This window comes from Natrinema caseinilyticum, assembly GCF_024227435.1.
GTDB lineage: Archaea > Halobacteriota > Halobacteria > Halobacteriales > Natrialbaceae > Natrinema > Natrinema caseinilyticum.
In genome coordinates, this window is the sequence record NZ_CP100445.1 from 2,563,148 (window position 1) to 2,578,077 (window position 14,930).

General features: G+C 60.5%; 13 protein-coding genes, 1 tRNA gene and 2 pseudogenes. 8 read left to right on the plus strand and 8 right to left on the minus strand.

Going from position 1 to position 14,930, the window contains the following annotated elements:
* Positions 1-163: 163 nt before the first annotated feature.
* The 3 genes from NJT13_RS12560 to NJT13_RS12570 all read right to left on the minus strand — a co-directional run bounded on the left by NJT13_RS12560 (position 164) and on the right by NJT13_RS12570 (position 3,503).
* Entirely contained in the window at positions 164-703 is a 540-nt protein-coding gene (locus NJT13_RS12560; RefSeq protein WP_254521977.1) for a DUF2617 family protein, read from the minus strand.
* Between the two features lie 2 nt (positions 704-705).
* Positions 706-2,556, minus strand: coding sequence for a spermidine synthase (locus NJT13_RS12565; RefSeq protein ID WP_254521978.1), 1,851 nt, complete (start codon positions 2,554-2,556; stop codon positions 706-708).
* Between the two features lie 107 nt (positions 2,557-2,663).
* The gene (locus tag NJT13_RS12570; protein ID WP_254521979.1) at positions 2,664-3,503 is read right to left on the minus strand and encodes a hypothetical protein; all 840 of its coding nucleotides are present in this window, start codon (positions 3,501-3,503) and stop codon (positions 2,664-2,666) included.
* Positions 3,504-3,610: 107 nt separating this feature from the next.
* Between NJT13_RS12570 and NJT13_RS12575 the strand changes: the two genes are divergently transcribed.
* The 3 genes from NJT13_RS12575 to NJT13_RS12585 all read left to right on the plus strand — a co-directional run bounded on the left by NJT13_RS12575 (position 3,611) and on the right by NJT13_RS12585 (position 7,211).
* A complete protein-coding gene (locus NJT13_RS12575) occupies positions 3,611-4,573 on the plus strand; it encodes a DUF8108 domain-containing protein (RefSeq protein WP_254521980.1) in 963 nt (320 codons plus the stop codon).
* Positions 4,574-4,705: 132 nt separating this feature from the next.
* The gene (locus NJT13_RS12580) at positions 4,706-6,097 is read left to right on the plus strand and encodes a signal recognition particle protein Srp54 (protein WP_254521981.1); all 1,392 of its coding nucleotides are present in this window, start codon (positions 4,706-4,708) and stop codon (positions 6,095-6,097) included.
* Positions 6,098-6,218: 121 nt separating this feature from the next.
* Positions 6,219-7,211: a hypothetical protein gene (locus NJT13_RS12585; RefSeq protein WP_254521982.1), complete on the plus strand. Its 993-nt coding sequence runs from the start codon at positions 6,219-6,221 to the stop codon at positions 7,209-7,211.
* A gap of 32 nt (positions 7,212-7,243) precedes the next feature.
* Here NJT13_RS12585 and NJT13_RS12590 read toward each other — a convergent pair whose 3' ends face one another.
* From NJT13_RS12590 to NJT13_RS12600, 3 genes are all read right to left on the minus strand, one after another.
* Positions 7,244-8,185, minus strand: coding sequence for a CBS domain-containing protein (locus NJT13_RS12590; protein WP_254521983.1), 942 nt, complete (start codon positions 8,183-8,185; stop codon positions 7,244-7,246).
* 273 nt (positions 8,186-8,458) lie between these two features.
* Positions 8,459-8,872 carry an RNA-binding domain-containing protein gene (locus tag NJT13_RS12595; RefSeq protein WP_254521984.1) on the minus strand — a complete coding sequence of 138 codons (414 nt, stop codon included), beginning with the start codon at positions 8,870-8,872 and terminating at the stop codon, positions 8,459-8,461.
* Positions 8,869-9,453 (minus strand): AAA family ATPase, encoded by a 585-nt coding sequence (locus NJT13_RS12600; RefSeq protein ID WP_254521985.1) that lies wholly within the window; start codon positions 9,451-9,453, stop codon positions 8,869-8,871. Before NJT13_RS12600 ends, NJT13_RS12595 begins: the two co-directional genes overlap by 4 nt.
* 423 nt (positions 9,454-9,876) lie before the next feature.
* Between NJT13_RS12600 and NJT13_RS12605 the strand changes: the two genes are divergently transcribed.
* The 4 genes from NJT13_RS12605 to NJT13_RS12620 all read left to right on the plus strand — a co-directional run bounded on the left by NJT13_RS12605 (position 9,877) and on the right by NJT13_RS12620 (position 11,910).
* Positions 9,877-10,191 (plus strand): hypothetical protein, encoded by a 315-nt coding sequence (locus tag NJT13_RS12605; protein ID WP_254521986.1) that lies wholly within the window; start codon positions 9,877-9,879, stop codon positions 10,189-10,191.
* 177 nt (positions 10,192-10,368) lie between these two features.
* Positions 10,369-10,443: transfer RNA gene (locus NJT13_RS12610), tRNA-Arg, on the plus strand.
* A 1,013-nt stretch (positions 10,444-11,456) separates the two neighbouring features.
* Positions 11,457-11,615, plus strand: a complete 159-nt coding sequence (locus NJT13_RS12615; protein ID WP_254521987.1) for a hypothetical protein — start codon at positions 11,457-11,459, stop codon at positions 11,613-11,615.
* A 61-nt stretch (positions 11,616-11,676) separates the two neighbouring features.
* The gene (locus tag NJT13_RS12620; RefSeq protein ID WP_254521988.1) at positions 11,677-11,910 is read left to right on the plus strand and encodes a PadR family transcriptional regulator; all 234 of its coding nucleotides are present in this window, start codon (positions 11,677-11,679) and stop codon (positions 11,908-11,910) included.
* A 62-nt stretch (positions 11,911-11,972) separates the two neighbouring features.
* Here the strand turns inward: NJT13_RS12620 and NJT13_RS12625 are convergent, their stop codons facing one another.
* The gene (locus NJT13_RS12625) at positions 11,973-12,425 is read right to left on the minus strand and encodes a hypothetical protein (RefSeq protein WP_254521989.1); all 453 of its coding nucleotides are present in this window, start codon (positions 12,423-12,425) and stop codon (positions 11,973-11,975) included.
* Positions 12,426-12,814: 389 nt separating this feature from the next.
* Here NJT13_RS12625 and NJT13_RS12630 point away from each other — a divergent pair.
* Positions 12,815-13,954: pseudogene (locus NJT13_RS12630) on the plus strand (DUF7845 domain-containing protein); the annotation flags it as partial.
* 80 nt (positions 13,955-14,034) lie between these two features.
* Here the strand turns inward: NJT13_RS12630 and NJT13_RS12635 are convergent.
* Positions 14,035-14,733: pseudogene (locus tag NJT13_RS12635) on the minus strand (winged helix-turn-helix domain-containing protein); the annotation flags it as partial.
* Between the last annotated feature and the right edge of the window lie 197 nt (positions 14,734-14,930).

Sequence of the window (14,930 nt, forward strand, 5' to 3'; positions counted from 1 at the left end):
TGCGAAAAACTGAACTATATAGATTGAGCATACGTCTCGAAGCGAAACGAATCCCGACGGCACTTCTGTAGGAGTCGTTGAACGTCGGTGCACACCCCGCTCGCGAAGTCGCGGCCAGCGAGTCTTCGCCGGTCGCGTCACTGCGAGCGGTGAGTAAATCGTTTCAACGACTACTGTACTCGGACGCGCGGGTCCTCCGCTCTCGCGTCGACGCGCCGTCAATCCTCGTGAAGGCCGTCCGCGTATACAACGCGAGATCGAACTCCGGATAGGTGTGATAGGTCTCGTAGCTGTCCTCGCCGATCTCGATCGTCGTGACCGCCTCGGGATCGCCGTCGAACGCGTACGCGAGATCGAAGTCGCTCCACCCGGCCTCACACCGATCGGGCGGGAACGCCGCGAGGGGACGGTGCTCGACGACCGTCACGCACCGCAACGCATCGGTCTCGAAGGCGAGTCGACGGGACGGACGGTCGGGCTCGAGGGGGACCACCGTTCCGCCGTTCCCCCCGCTCGGGGCCGGTTCACAGGTAGACAGTTCGTAGAATCCGTAGTCGGGCGCACTGACGTAGTGCGAACTACCGATGATCCGGAACGTGAACGCCGTCCCCAGAAATTGCCGCGTGAGCGAGTCGAACACGCGAACGTCGCCGACCTCCGGCGGGCGGTCTGCGTGAACGAACTGGAGGGTTTCACCGGTCATGGTCAGTAGTCGACGATGATGTCGTAGTTCGGATGCAAGACGCTGTTCGGGTCGACGCCGCGATACCTGGGGATCGTCCACCACTGCCACTCGTCGAACGTGTCGGCGTACTCGCGAATATAGTCGCTCTCGGCCCGCTCGAGGGCCGGCTCGGGTGTCGGCCCGTCCGAGAGTATGTAGAAGCGTTCGCCGGCCTCGAGTTCGTCGTCACCGTCGAGGTCGTCGAAGACGTAGTACGGAAGGTATCGGTCGAACCCTGCTTCCCTGACCGTGTTGGTGTAGGCCTTGTGGTGGCTCGGGTGGTTCCCCTTCGTGTAGGTCCAGGTGACGACGAGGCCGTCGTCGGTCAGATGCTCGCGGAGCAGCGTGTAGAACTCCGTCGAGTACAGCGAAAGCGTCTCGTCGTTTCGGACACCCGGAACGTCGAGCAGAACGAGATCGTACGTCTCGTCGGTTCCCTGCATGTAGGTGAACGCGTCCTCGGTCGTCGTGTTCAAGCGGTCGTACTCGTACGCATCGTCGTTGTACTGCCTGAAGAACTCTCGCTCTCGTGCCATCTCGAGGAACTCGCCGTCGAGGTCGACCTGGTCGACCGAGGCGTTGTACTCGCGGAGATGGTCGACGGCGATGTAATCGCCGCCGCCGACGAGCAACACGTTCACCGAGGACGGATCGTCGAAGGTACTCATCGGAACGTCGACGAGTCCGCTGTGGTAGGAGTCGACCCACCGATCACACAACTGGAGCGCCTGGTCGAGGTGGAGACACGTCTCCGTCCCGGCGTGGCCCTCGAGGTCGCGCTCGTACGTGAGCACCGTCTGGTACGGCGTGGTATCGTAGCTGCGTGCCCTGACGTCGGCCGTCCCGGCGGGGAACTCGCCCTCGATGGTTCGCTCGAGGTAGGTCGTCGTCACCGCCCGGTCGACGGCGTTGGGATGGGCAACGAGGCCGGCGTAGCTTCCCGTCAGGAGAAGACCGACGACCAGTACGGTGCGCCACCGTCCCGTAGTCGGCCGCGAGAGCGTGAAAGCTGATCCCGAGAACGTCCAGGCGGCAAACGCCAGTGCGGCGACGGCGTTTACCAACCCCAGTGCGAACACGGAGACGACGAGTCCGAAGCGGGGGTACAACAGGAGCGCGTAGACGACCGTTCCGGCGAGGCTTCCGAGATAATCCACTCCGAGAACCTCAGAGAAGGACCGCTCGTCCGGCTCACCGACCGCGAAGAAGACGCCGAGGACGCCGCGGACGATCCGTCGCGGATACAGTCGCCCCAGCGAGGCGAAGACCGTCCCCTCTCGATCCTCGACGAGGTCGGTCAGCAGCGGCACCTCGAATCCCGACAGCACGCCGACGACGAGGATCGGGACGTGCGAGAGCGCGAGCACGAGTTGTCCCTTTCCGCTGAAGGTCATCGCCGGAAGTGAGTTGACCGCGACGATGGCCATCGCTCCCGCGGGGCCGGCGATCGCGAGATACACCTCGGTCCTGAGAAAGTTCGATTCGGGTTCGCCGAGTTGCGCGGAGAGGACCGATCCGACGCCGAGCGAGAACATGTAGAGGCCGATCGTGATCGAGTACCGGAGCACGGTGCCGCCGAAAAATACCGTGAGAAGCTCCGAGTAGACGAGTTCGTACGCGATCGAACAGAAGGCGACGACGAACGTCGCCGCGAGCGTCACCCGTCGATCGGTGACGAACCGGTTCGACGGCACCGGCTCTCGTCGCTCCCCGCGACTTCGCTCCGTCGTCCCGGATGCGGACCCGGTCGAACTGGACGTGTCGAACCGCCGTTCGTCGGTCGCGTCGGCGCTCCCCTCGTCGGCGCTATTCGTCGATTTCTCGTCTGACATGTGAACTGAATTCGTTCCAATCGGTCCGTCTGCAGACGGTTTTCGTCGCTCGATTCAGGCCGGTGTGGCTCGGAGTACTGCCGGTCGAACCCCCATCAGAGCGGCGGCTACAGTCGCGGTCGAACGTGCCAGGCCTCGTCGACCGCGAGGCCGTCGCCCCCCTTTCGCTCGAGTTTGAAGTCGGCTGCCTGCCAGTCGAAGTAGCCGTCGCCGTCGGGCGACTCGAGTTCGGTGCCGACGCGGTACCAGCCCTCGCTGGCTCCCCGTCCGGACCCGGTATCGGTTCCGGCGTCGGTCTCGTTTCCGTCCGTAGATTCGGTCCCGGTTTCGGACGCCGATTGTGAATCTGATTCGGGTTCCGTTTCAGCGCCCGACGAGAGGGGTGCGAGGTCGACCTCGTAGGTCGCTCCCTGGGTCGGATCGGTCCACTCCTCGTCCCACGTCACGTTCGCCGGCCCCGGTCCTGGCGACTTCGCCTCGTACTCGACCTGGGTCCCGATGTAGGCGACGGCGAGGGTCGCGACGACTGCGCGATACATCTCGAGGTCGTCGTCGTGATCGTCGCGCCAGCTACTGTGCGAGTGGCCGCCGTAGATCGCCCAGTGATGTCGACCCTTCGGGGCCGAGCCGAAGCCGCTCTTCGTGCCCCGACCGGTCGCGCCGCTCGTGCGCGAACCGGAACTCGAGGATCGCGACCCGGCGCGTGCGGTTCCGATCGGGAGGAGCGAGCCGACGATCGCGGCCTCGTCGACGTTGTCGATCTGTGATTCCACTTTCGGTTGCGAGTGGAGGTCGATCTCCATCGTCCCGTCCTCGATCGTGACGTCGTCGAACACCTCGGCTTTTCGCGGGGGCGGCGCCGCGTCGTTCCCCAGACACCCTGCCAGCCCCCCGGCCGTAATCGCGAGCCCTTCCCCCGTCCTGCGAAGGAATCGCCGTCGGTTCATACCTCGAAATGATGTTTCGTATACAAGTATTTTTAGGTTTTAATCACGCCGCATACAATTTCTATCCGATCGGTTGAAGTAAATAGGTGGCGTAGCTCGAGCGAATCATGAGTGGTGAGGATGCGGTTCGCCGAGAGGTATCGGGAGACGTTCGCGTCGGGGGTAGCGAAACCGCACCCGTCGAACTCCGCGGGGCCGAAGACGTATACGTACGGGCCGAAAGCGTCGCGGGCAAACTCACGATCTTCGACCCGGAGCACGTTTTCACGGACGTTCCTCCCGGTGCCGAGCCCGCCGATTCGGACGGAGTGCGGACGGTTCTGACTGGCGATCTCGACGACGGCTACGTCGACGCGGCCGACGGTGACGTCTTCGTTACCGACGCCGAGGACGTGTTCGTCGAACACGGGGCGGTCGAGACGGTCTCGGCCGTCGGGGCCGAACAGGTCTTCCACGACGATGCGGCGTCGCCTACCCGTTCCCCGGACGACTACGAGATCTCGGTGTCGGGCTGGCAGCGGAACCGGAGCGTGCGGGACCCCCGCGGTGGCGTCTCGGTCAGGGGCGCCACGAACGAACTGACCGTTACCGATGCGCGCCACGACCTTACCGTCTACGTGGCGGGGTGGGGAAACGAGGTCCGCATCGAGGGCCAGGCCGTCGAGGTGACGGTCTACTTCGTCGGTCGCGACAATCGCGTCAGCGTCGGCCCGTACGTAACGGCGACCACGGGGGCCGAAAGCGGGTTCGACAACGAACTCGAGTCGGACCCCCTCCCGCCGGAGGCGCTCGTCGAGCGGACCGAAGCCGAGGCGTACCGCGGGGCATTTTTCGGCCGTCACAAGGTGACGTACCAGGAACCGGCACCCGGAAAGGAGTGGTGTCCCAACTGCGGTGAGACCGCCGACGCCGTCGTCGCGCGCAAACAGCGCGACGCCTTCTTCCTGTTCGGAAAACCGGTTCGCACGTACGACAGCGGAGACGGTGCATTCGAGTGCGAACACTGTACGGCCTTCGCTATCGGCCCGGTCGAACTCACGCCCGCCGAGCGGAAACGGATTCTCGAGTAGCAGACTATCCTCGAGACTCTCGGCCTCGCGCGACCTCGGCTTCGCGTGATCGACGCCGAACCCCACCGCGAATCGTTTTGCGGGACCGTTCTAGATAAAGCCTTTAACGCCATCGCCCCCTAGACCGAGCAAATGGTACTCGACGATCTCGGGAGTTCTCTGCGGGGCACCCTGGACAAGCTCCGCGGGAAGTCGCGACTCAGCGAGGAAGACGTCGAGGAGATCGTCAAGGAGATCCAGCGGTCCTTGCTCTCCGCCGACGTCGACGTCTCGCTCGTGATGGAGCTGTCGGACAACATCAAAGAGCGGTCACTCGAGGAAGAGCCCCCCGCCGGCACCCCGGCGCGGGACTTCGTCCTCCGCATCGTCTACGAGGAACTCGTCGATCTCATCGGGGAGTCGACCGACCTTCCGCTCGAGGAACAGACCATCCTGCTGGCGGGGCTCCAGGGGTCGGGGAAGACCACCTCCGCCGCGAAGATGGCGTGGTGGTTCTCGACCAAGGGGCTCCGACCGGCGGTCATCCAGACCGACACCTTCCGGCCGGGCGCGTACGACCAGGCCGAGGAGATGGCCCAGCGCGCGGAGGTCGACTTCTACGGCAATCCGGACAACGACGACCCCGTCGAGATCGCCCGGAGGGGTCTCGAGGAGACCAGCGAAGCCGACGTCCACATCGTGGACACGGCGGGTCGCCACGCCTTAGAGGACGATCTGATCGACGAGATCGAACAGATCGAGGGCGTCGTCGAGCCCGACACCTCGCTGCTCGTCCTCGACGCGGCGATCGGTCAGGGGGCGAAAGAGCAGGCCCAGCAGTTCGACGAGTCGATCGGGATCGACGGCGTCGTCATCACGAAACTCGATGGGACGGCGAAAGGTGGCGGCGCGCTGACCGCGGTCGATCAGACCGATTCGTCGATCGCGTTCCTCGGGACCGGCGAGGAGGTCCAGGACGTCGAACGCTTCGAGCCCGACGGCTTCATCTCGCGACTGCTCGGCATGGGCGATCTCGGTCAACTCGCCGAGCGCGTCGAACGCGCGATGCAGCAAACCGGGGAGGAAGAAGAGGAGTGGGACCCCGAGGACATGCTGCAGGGGCAGTTCACGCTGAACGACATGCAAAAGCAGATGGAGGCGATGAACAATATGGGGCCGCTCGATCAGGTGATGGACATGATCCCGGGCTTCGGCGGCGGGATCAAAGACCAGTTGCCCGACGACGCGATGGACGTCACCCAGGAGCGGATGCGCACCTTTAGCGTCATCATGGACTCGATGACCGACGCCGAAAAGGAGTATCCCAAAGCCATCGGCGCGAGCCAGATCGAGCGCATCGCCCGCGGTTCGGGAACCAGCGAGGAGCAGGTGCGCGAACTCCTCCAGCAGTACAAGATGATGGAACGCACGATCAAGCAGTTCCAGGGCATGGGCTCCGAACAGGAGATGCAGCGCATGATGAAGCAGATGCAACAGGGCGGCGGTGGCGGCGGTGGCATGGGCGGTATGGGGCCGTTCGGGTAACGCCAACGGATCGCTCTCGCGCCGTCCAGGTGGCTCGTGGCGGCCGGAGTTAGTTTTCAGATCGGACGACAGTCTGCCTGCCACTACGTTAATGCACTTCTAGTCGCATCCTCGAGTACGAATGAACCGTCGACAGTATCTCACTCGCACGTGCGCGAGCACGGGACTTCTCGCTTCGGTCGCCGGCTGTCTCGGCGACCTCGGTGGCTCGTCCGACGCGGACGGCGGCGACGCCGACGTCGACAGTCGGGCGGGCGAACGCGCGATCGATCGCGCCGCCGGCAAACTCAACGAAGCCGCACAATCCCTTTCCGAACTCGGCGACCTCGGGAATCCCGAGGACGTCGCGTTCGATCCCGCGGAACCACGGACCAGGATTTCCGAGGCGCGGGATCACCTCGAGACCGCGGAATCCGAACTGGGTGAGGATCGCCAGGCCGACGTCGAGACCCTCCGGTCGTATGCGGACGCGCTCGAAGGGCTGATCGACGTGACGGTGATCGTCACCGACGACACGGTCTCCGACGACATCGACACCGTCACGACGGCCATCGAAGAGGACGGCGATATCGAGACGGCGAGCCAGACGGCCCACGGTCGGTACCAGGACATCTCGGCGGCCACCGATCGCTTCGAGGCGGCGAACGCGACCATCCAGGACCTCGACGGCGACCGACTCGAGACGCTGACCGGCGTCGCACTGACCGAACTGGAGGAGGGCGCGAACGCGCTCGGCTCGGCCGTCGCCTCGCTCGAGACCCTGGCGGCCGCCTACGATTCGACGCTGGACACGGACGCGGGATACGGCGCACTCGAACGAGGCCGTGCCGGCTTCGAGAACGGATCGTACGAGGCCGCCCAAACGGAGTTCGAGACCGCCGAATCGACGTTCGCGAACGCGCGCTCCGACCTCGAGAGCGGGACCGAGAACGCTCCCGAGGGGCTCGTCACGTACTTCGAGACGGCGGCATGTCAGACCCGACGCCTGGCAACGGCGGCGGGGGCGTTCGCCGACGCCGCGGGGGCTGCAGCGAGCGGTGATCCGATCACCGCCAGAGACCGGAAAGACGACGGCGAAGCCGCCCTCGAGAAGATCGGTACCTGCACGAACTAACCCCTCGAGCTACGTTCTCGAGCCACCTCCCGCTAATCGGTGCGGCCGGTCGTCGCCTCGTCTCGCTCGTGGCTCGCCATCGCCGGAAGGTCGTCGACGAGGACGACCGCGCTCCCCTCGAGGACCGTGGTTTCGTCGCCGTCTACCACGGTCGTCTCGATGCGGTACTTCGCGCGACCGAGGTCTTCGACGACGTCACAGACGGCGGTGACTCGCTCGCCGATCGACAGCGGAGCCTGGAAGCTACTTTCCTGCGAAAGGTAGATGGTCAGCCCCGGTAGCCGAGCGAGCGCCGCGCTGATGAGACCGTTCGCGAGGACGCCGTGAACGATCCGTTCGCCGAACCGGGTTTCGGCGGCGTAGTCCGCGTCGAGGTGGAGTCGGTTCGTGTCGCCGGTGACCTCCGCGAACGTCTCGACGTCGTCCGCGGAGATCGACTTCGTGAACCGAGCGCTGTCGCCCACCGAGACGGTCGACTCGTCTTCGCCGCGGTACTCGAACGCCCAGTCGTCGCGTTCGTACAGGGTGTCGGTCCTGACCCGCCGCTGCGCCGGATCGGCTTCCAGCCGATCCGTGCCGCGGGCCAGGTGCGGAACGTAGTAAGACAGTTCCGTCGTGGTCAGGATTCCCTCGAGTGCGCCGTGGTCGTCCTCACCGACGACCGGCAGGTGTTCGATATCCGACGACTGCAGCACCTCGACGGCGTCGACGATGGATGCGGCCGCTGGAACCGTCGTCAAGGGCGTCGACATGACCGCGGAGAGTTCGAGGTGACCGAGATCCTCCCGTTCACAGAGGTTCGTCGCGAAGTCCCCTTCGGTGACGATCCCGACGGGTTCGCCGTCCCTGACGACGAGTACCGAACTCACGTGTTCGTCGCGCATCAGCCTCGCCGCCTCGGTTGCGGTCGCATCGGCGGGCGCGGTCACGACGGTTTCGACCATGATCTCCGCGACGGGTATCGTGTCGTGCATTTGACGCCCCTACGTGGCCGGGCCTTATTTTTCTACGAGGAGAGACCCGCCGGTTAGGGGAAGTGAATTTCAGTCGTAGATGGTTTGATGCGATCGGTCGCCACGAGACACCTCGAGGACGCAACGCGAGCCAGAGTCGCTTCTCACGGCGGGTGCCACCGAAATTGACGGAAAAGGTGTCGAGTTTGATAGGTGATCTCGACGACTAGAACGGAACGGAACGAAACACGGGTCGGACACGCCGCTGCGATGCCGAACGGGACCCGAACCGAATCAGGTGTCGACCGGCCTGCCGTCTTCGGTTGGCGGCGCGATGTGATCGACGTACTCCTCGAGGCTCGGCTCGTCGACGCGGACGCGAACGCTAATCTCGCCGAGTTCGTCCGGTTCGCCGACCGAGAAATTGACCCGGTCCTCGAAGGCCGCCTGCTTCTTCAGCGCGAACGAGAAGGTGTCTCCCTCCCGGTTCGAAAAAAACTCGCCACGGGCAGTGTCGAGGATCTCCTGGCGGTGAAGCAACTCGGAAAAGTGATCCAGCGCGTGGGCCTCCCCTCTCACCTCGCCGAACGTCTCCTCGATGTCGGCGGTCGGAAAGACGTTCGCCACGGCGTCGATCACCCGACTCGTGACTTCGGTATCGAAGACCGGTGCCGTGACCTCGACGTCGACGCGATAGATATCGCTCATGATTCTCGTTTTCGTTCGGTACGTTTCCCGTCGTCGATTCCCTCCCGAACGACCTCCCGAATCCGATCGTGGAACGCCTCGAGCGAGTCGGTATTCTCGACGACTACGTCGGATCGCTCCATCGCGTCGTCCATTCCGAAGCCACGCTCGCGTTCGTCGCGGGCGGCCAACCCTTCGCCGCCGTCTGCCTCGCCCGCGTCCCGGCCGCGCTCGTCGATTCGGTCGGCTCGGATCTCGTAGGGGGCTTCGATACTGACGAGCGTAAACGCGTCCCCGAATTCGGTCTCGAAGACGTCGACTTCGACGTCGGAGCGAATGCCGTCGACCAGCACCGCCTCGTGGTTCTCGAGGCGATCCTCGATCATCGGTAGCGACCGTTCGGCGATCGCCGTCGGGCCGTTTTCCTCGCGCAACGCTTGCGCGACCGTGCCGTGATCTTTCGCGGGATCGAGCCCGCGGTCGGCCGTCTCTTGGCGGACGACGTCACCCATCGTCACCACCGGGATCCCATCTTCGCGTGCGACGGTGGCGGCCTCACCCTTCCCGCTCCCGGGTAGTCCCACCGTTCCGATGACGTGCATCGGGACCACATACCGGCGAGACGTGTATAAGCGCTGTGTTCCCGTCCCTCGATCTGACGCCGACACCCGCGACCGCGTCGATCCGCCACTCGATTTCCTCGTCGGTCGTCCCGACGCTGTTGTTCCATTGCAACGATTTTAGGCCAATATGAGCCGCGTTTTATCTGCGACCGGTTCGTAATTCGAGACGAAACTGCCGCGATGGATCCCCTTCGAGCGACGACTGGTGTCCGCTCGCGGCGCTCGAGTTGATACGCTTATGAATTCGCTATCGCGTTATTTTTCTGGACCGAATCGGCAATATCTGCGGTCTCACCTCACTCAATCGTTCGAATTCGCGCCGATTAATTCAAATCCCGACTAATCTGTGAAACGGAGTCTCGCTGTTATATGGGTGTCGGCCGCTCGAACAGGTGCCGCACTATGACAGAAAAGCGTATCAAACGGCGCCGATTTACTGCCGGTCTCGGCGTCGGTCTGGTCGCAGCAGTCGCCGGTTGTATGGGCAACGAAAGCGAACCCAGTAACGAGTCGGACGACGATTCCGAGGGCTCGAGCGACGGATTAGACGATTCCGACGGCTCGGACGACCCCGAATCCAACGAGAGCGGGACGAACGAATCCGACGACGGTCTCGGTAACGAGTCCGGGAACGAAACCGGCGGAAACACGAGCAACGAATCCGACGACGGACTGACCGAAAACGAGACCAGTGAGGATTCCGATATCAAGTACTAACACTGGACAGTGACGTCGCTCACGCCGTCGCGGGACGCTTTTCTTTGCGTCGGCCCCGCCGAATAGGGCCCCGTCCCGCCATTGCACCCCGTTTGCGTCCGCGCGATTATGGATAGCGGTCGACTGCGACCCGAAATCCCAATCGCTTATACTGTTCCGACGTGGATTCGGACTCGAGGGCACGTAGCTCAGTCCGGATAGAGCGTCGGACTTCTAATCCGACGGTCGTGGGTTCGAATCCCATCGTGCCCGTTACCGCAGTTCACGGTCAGATATCAAAGACGGCTCGGGGTTCGGGTCTATTTTACCCGCTCGAACCGCTTGATATCGTGATGCTACATCACGGCCCTTCACTCTGTCTGGCGATTCCACTTGATACGACGTGTTTCTGCGCTATAAAGATATGACTAGTATTCAGCGTCCATGTCTCCGCACGAAGCTGTCGAATTAACCGAACTATTGATATTATTTCCTACGACGAATTACGCATGGCGAGACCTCCATTTTCAGCGCCTCGAGAAGCGTGGTCATGGGAAAAATCTGCGCAGAACCTCATCGGCGCCGTGATTCCTACAATAGCACTGGCTATCGTCCTTGGGACGACATATGGTGTGCTGTATTCAGCCTTTGCAGCCCTTCTATTCGCTTTTTCGGCAGCATTACAGGTGTATCTCGACCGACGTACGATGAAGACAGAATAGTCGATTTCTGGGTATTATTCCTTCTTATTTTCACTTGGAATCTTTTCGCCTGTATAAGAGGGAATGCGTGCTATTCCGTCATGCATGTCTGATGAGGGACCAAGCTGCGAGTTGTTGGCGGCGGACGATAGAGTGTATGCCCGTATATCTGGGGGTTCCGGGGATTCGTTGAACGATGTGGTATCTGCAGCGCATCAAGAGTTCCAATGGTTGTATGAGAAGGAGGATATGGTGTTTGTCGAGTCGTATGATGTAGTCACTGTTGACCCGACAAGTGGGGATTAGTCTGGTCTAAGTGCTTAACCCGGCGTGGCTTCACAATACCGTTTTCATTCATCTGTTAACTTGCAGTTAGTTTATATCTCCTCTGTCCCGGACTGGACAGTGTATGGTGATTCCAAATTCGCTTGACGAAGTGGAAGAACTGCAGACAGATGAGTTGAAACACTAAATAAACGTAGCAGAAGTAGATTTAGACGTGTACTTGGCCGAGCGAGGAGAGCATCCCGAATATCAGCGTGTAAGAAAGCCCATCAAGCCATGAAGCGAGAGTTGAAGGACAGAGTGTCTGAGGATGAGTATCGAGAATTCATGGGGATTGTGGACAATGACGAAGACGAAGATAGGTTCCAATCTATTACTGATTTGCCTCCGGATGACTTTGCTGAAGTGGTTCGTGAGATTCAGGAACAGGTAAAGCGAGAAAAAGAAGAAAAAGATTAGCACGTTACCGTGAGACAATGACGTAGTTTAAATCAACGGAATCAAAACTCCTGACAAGGCAATGTCGCTCATCGGGAGTACAAAAATGGATATCTTACGGCTCTTATATGACTCTCCCCAACATGGATACCAAATCCACAAAGAATTGGACATAACCACATCAACGGTATATCGACACCTCAACGAGCTTGAGGATGCTGGCATGGTCGTTGAAAAAGGAGATACAGAGAACAATCGCATAGAATACGCACTTACCGATGATGGGGAAGAACTCCTAAAGCTCTTATCTGATTAATTCATCCCCTCGAACCTCTTCGTTCACTCAACAGATGACGCTAACGTGCAAAGCTGAGGTCATTAGCACAACCCGATTCGGTCTATTTCCGCTTCACCGTAGTTCGTGATTTCGTACACATAGTGGCTCCCAGAGCCATCGTTGACTCTTTCCCGGTCCAATAAACGGCGCTGGTACAACTTCGACAGTGACGCAAATGCAGACCCCTCTTTGATATCCTCGGACTTCTCATACACTTCATTGCCAGATACAGCTCCATCATCTTCCAACCGTTTAACGGCCGATAACACCTTGTGATGGTTTGTGTTGGGTTGTATCTGCTTCAGTTCCCGGTCATCATCGTCTTTGGATTCTCCGCTACTCTCGTCACTCGATTTTGTCTCGTCTTCAAACGTCTCTTCGACTTCGATGGATATCCTTTCTACTTTTCCTAAGTCATAGCTGCTTAGAACATCTTTCGCTCGCTGCAACGAATGTGGCCCTTCGAACTCGACTGATGTGGTGCCTTTCGTCATGACTTAGCGTTTTTGCGGAGCCGGGATAAATATGTCGGTCAAACAGATACTGGGATACAAATGGGATACATGCCCGGACACATGAGCCATAGTCGCCGTTCTACTATTCTCAATAGAGGCTCTCATCAATCTCAAGTGGACTAGCGCTAAAGCTGGTCTCAAGTTAGTGCAAAAGTGTTCCCGTCACTCGATTATTCACGTGTAATGCACGCGATGTCCGTTTCTGGTTTTCAGTGTAATTATCGTGTCCGTTTTGCGTTTGCTAATCGCAAGACGCTGTGAACCAGACAGGCGGACAGGCGGCGGTGCCCCCCTTCCAAATGCGCCCGCTCGAGTCCCGTGCTGTTCGAGAACAGGCAGGAGACCGAGAGCGATCGGGGTGAGTAACGGTGTCCCAGGTCGAGACGACTCCGCACGAAATCGAGGGTCGATGGAAGTGGCCCGACTGGGGTCGCGGTCCGTACGACGCGCTCTCGTCGGTGATGCTCGGTCCACCATTCGAAGGGCACCTCGAGATAACCACCGAGGTCGACGGCGAGCCCTGGCTCCTCGAGGTGAGCTACAGCAAATCCGGATTCGCACCCCGTCTGTCCGACGGGATCAACGCCGAACGGCTGTACGAGTGGGATATCAAGGGCCGTGGACGCGGTGAGCGAAAGGCGGCGTTCAATATCTCGCCGCGATTCCCGAACATGCGCCACTGGGAGACAGGCGAACCGGTGAATCTTCCGTGGGAGAATCAGGTCGGCGAGGTCGATGGCGTCGACGTCGAGTTTCACACGAGCAATATCGAGCCAGAGCGTGGCCTCGAGTTGTTGCCGGCGTTCTTCGCGGCGGTGTTCGACCACGCTGGTGAGCGTGTGCACCCGGACTATTTTCGAACGGAACCGCATCCGGCCAGTCGAATGTGGGCCTACGAACGGTCCGTCCGGATCCGTCGCGAGTGGGCCAAGAAGCTTTCCTCGGCCGGTGTCCTGCAGAAGGTCGTCCACTACCGCTCCGATCTCGAGGGCGTGAAAGCCGAACTGCATATCGACAACGAGGAGGTGATCAACCACCAGAATCGGCTGTTCCTCGAACCGAGTTCGGTCAGTGAGTTGCTTCCTGGTCACACCTACGGACGAAAATTCGAAATCTACCAGCTCAGAAACGCCGACGCGGTGTCGAAGAACCACCCGTCGTATCATCCGAAGGTGGAAGTGCTGGTGAACAAGTCGATGAACGATAACGAGGCGTGGGCGTGGGCCGATCGTCACGAGGTGACCGAACAGATCGAGGAGACGCTGTTGAACGCGCTCCACTGGGAAGATATTCCGCTCAGTCCTGACGGGAACGACGTCTACGTTGCCGACGATCACTTCGACGCGGCCGCTCGAGAGAATCTGGTCGAACTGTACGAAGATCCGACGCCGCGCCTCGAGGCCAAGTCGGATCACCTGTTGATGACGACGCTTCGGGATATGGGCGAGGCCGCTCGAGACGTGACCGAATCGGTCGCGACCGATGGCGGTGCAACCGTCGGCGGTCTATAGGTGGGGCTAGAAATAATTGCTCACTCCAAGTATGGTGGTTGGTGAAGAACGACATCGACTTCTTCGAATTATTATCATAATGCGAGAATGGAATGTCCTGCGTGATCGGGCAGTCACATACTCTTCGAATCGAGAAAAAAGCGATCATCGTTTTCGGTGATCGCTCCCGACGGACACGTCCGGTCACGGTGGCCAGATACTTCGACAGACGGCCGCGTGCCGCGGGGAAATCCCGCGGCACACGGCTCGAATTGCACGGATTTCCTGGGTCGATCGATACAGACTAGTGTGGCGTCCATTTCCCGCCGCTTTTTCGAGATTCTCGCAGAACGATTCTTGCCCATCAGCGGTTGTACGGCGCGGTTTTTTGAGAGCGCAATCCCGCTTCCTCGAGCGGCCGCCGACAGCCCGGGATCGAGTATTCGACGTCGTACGTCTCGTCGAGATACTGCTGGACGAGCGCCGGCGCGTCGAAGCCAACTTTCTCGGATGATTCGTGGACCGTTCCTTCGAACCTTTTCTCCTCTTATTCTGAAGGCTTTCAGTTTCTCCCAGTTCGGTTACTATCGGTACCGGCCTGCTCGAGCGACTCGACACCGGCGAGCCGCTCGAGCCAGCTATAGATCGTTCGTCGCCGAACGTCCGCCGAACGTCGTACCACTCTGCCAGTTCAGTCTGTGTGTGGCCATTTTGTACGCAATTGCTGCTAAGAGCCGTTGTGACGGTTTCTTCCCCTCTACAGTGTCGAGGACACATTGAAATTTTTCGACAGGAATCTTGTCGAGGTGATCCGCTACGTCCGACGGCGATTTCTGAGTAGAAAATTCTAACGGTCGCTGTCGTCGAGTTCACAAATTCCACCTATTGTACGAGAGCAGCGACTTCTTTGCGGTTCTGGAAGGCCCGAACAAGCTCGAATTCACGGGCAGCTATTCATGCGTCTTTTGCACAACACTTCCTCTTTCGTTTCAAT

What these genes read in the sequence shown, in the direction of transcription:
- NJT13_RS12590 (WP_254521983.1), bottom strand. Translation starts at nt 8,185, where the DNA reads ATGCACGACACGATACCCGTCGCGGAGATCATGGTCGAAACCGTCGTG.
- NJT13_RS12625 (WP_254521989.1), bottom strand. Translation starts at nt 12,425, where the DNA reads ATGACGAAAGGCACCACATCAGTCGAGTTCGAAGGGCCACATTCGTTG.
- NJT13_RS12575 (WP_254521980.1), top strand. Translation starts at nt 3,611, where the DNA reads ATGAGTGGTGAGGATGCGGTTCGCCGAGAGGTATCGGGAGACGTTCGC.
- NJT13_RS12605 (WP_254521986.1), top strand. Translation starts at nt 9,877, where the DNA reads ATGACAGAAAAGCGTATCAAACGGCGCCGATTTACTGCCGGTCTCGGC.
- NJT13_RS12580 (WP_254521981.1), top strand. Translation starts at nt 4,706, where the DNA reads ATGGTACTCGACGATCTCGGGAGTTCTCTGCGGGGCACCCTGGACAAG.
- NJT13_RS12620 (WP_254521988.1), top strand. Translation starts at nt 11,677, where the DNA reads ATGTCGCTCATCGGGAGTACAAAAATGGATATCTTACGGCTCTTATAT.
- NJT13_RS12595 (WP_254521984.1), bottom strand. Translation starts at nt 8,872, where the DNA reads ATGAGCGATATCTATCGCGTCGACGTCGAGGTCACGGCACCGGTCTTC.
- NJT13_RS12560 (WP_254521977.1), bottom strand. Translation starts at nt 703, where the DNA reads ATGACCGGTGAAACCCTCCAGTTCGTTCACGCAGACCGCCCGCCGGAG.
- NJT13_RS12565 (WP_254521978.1), bottom strand. Translation starts at nt 2,556, where the DNA reads ATGTCAGACGAGAAATCGACGAATAGCGCCGACGAGGGGAGCGCCGAC.
- NJT13_RS12570 (WP_254521979.1), bottom strand. Translation starts at nt 3,503, where the DNA reads ATGAACCGACGGCGATTCCTTCGCAGGACGGGGGAAGGGCTCGCGATT.
- NJT13_RS12600 (WP_254521985.1), bottom strand. Translation starts at nt 9,453, where the DNA reads ATGCACGTCATCGGAACGGTGGGACTACCCGGGAGCGGGAAGGGTGAG.
- NJT13_RS12585 (WP_254521982.1), top strand. Translation starts at nt 6,219, where the DNA reads ATGAACCGTCGACAGTATCTCACTCGCACGTGCGCGAGCACGGGACTT.